The following is a 500-nucleotide window of genomic DNA, read 5'->3' as shown; positions in this document are numbered from 1 at the left end:
TACCGACTGAGCTACCGAGCCAGCTCATATGTAAAAAAGTTATGTATAAAATGGCGGAGCCGACGGGACTCGAACCCGCGACCTCCGGAGTGACAGTCCAGCGTGAACTCCAACTTCACCACGGCTCCGCATTAGAATGAATTAGTTGCGGGGGCAGGACTTGAACCTGCGACCTTCGGGTTATGAGCCCGACGAGCTGCCAACTGCTCCACCCCGCGATAATGAAATTATATGGTGGAGGGTGACGGGATCGAACCGCCGACCCTCTGCTTGTAAGGCAGATGCTCTCCCAGCTGAGCTAACCCTCCATTATGGTGACCCGTAGGGGATTCGAACCCCTGAATGCATGCGTGAAAGGCATGTGAGTTAAGCCACTTCTCCAACGGGCCAAGCTATAAATGGTGCTCCCGACAGGAATCGAACCTGCGACCTCATCCTTACCATGGATGCGCTCTGCCGACTGAGCTACAGGAGCATATAATGGCTCCGCAGGCCGGACT

At 55.0% G+C, this 500-nt stretch carries 5 tRNA genes; all 5 read right to left on the bottom strand.

Annotation, left to right across the window (positions count from 1 at the left end):
- Positions 1-51: 51 nt before the first annotated feature.
- Positions 52-128, bottom strand: a tRNA-Asp gene (locus B2899_RS11435).
- A gap of 17 nt (positions 129-145) precedes the next feature.
- Positions 146-218: transfer RNA gene (locus tag B2899_RS11430), tRNA-Met, on the bottom strand.
- A 14-nt stretch (positions 219-232) separates the two neighbouring features.
- Positions 233-308 (bottom strand) — tRNA-Val (locus B2899_RS11425).
- A gap of 4 nt (positions 309-312) precedes the next feature.
- Positions 313-389, bottom strand: a tRNA-Glu gene (locus tag B2899_RS11420).
- A gap of 10 nt (positions 390-399) precedes the next feature.
- A tRNA-Thr gene (locus B2899_RS11415) sits at positions 400-475 on the bottom strand.
- Positions 476-500: the final 25 nt, after the last annotated feature.

It is taken from the genome of Aneurinibacillus sp. UBA3580, assembly GCF_002375825.1.
GTDB lineage: Bacteria > Bacillota > Bacilli > Aneurinibacillales > Aneurinibacillaceae > Aneurinibacillus > Aneurinibacillus danicus.
The sequence above is the reverse complement of the archived record's forward strand: the minus strand, read 5'-3'. Positions and strand labels throughout refer to the sequence as shown.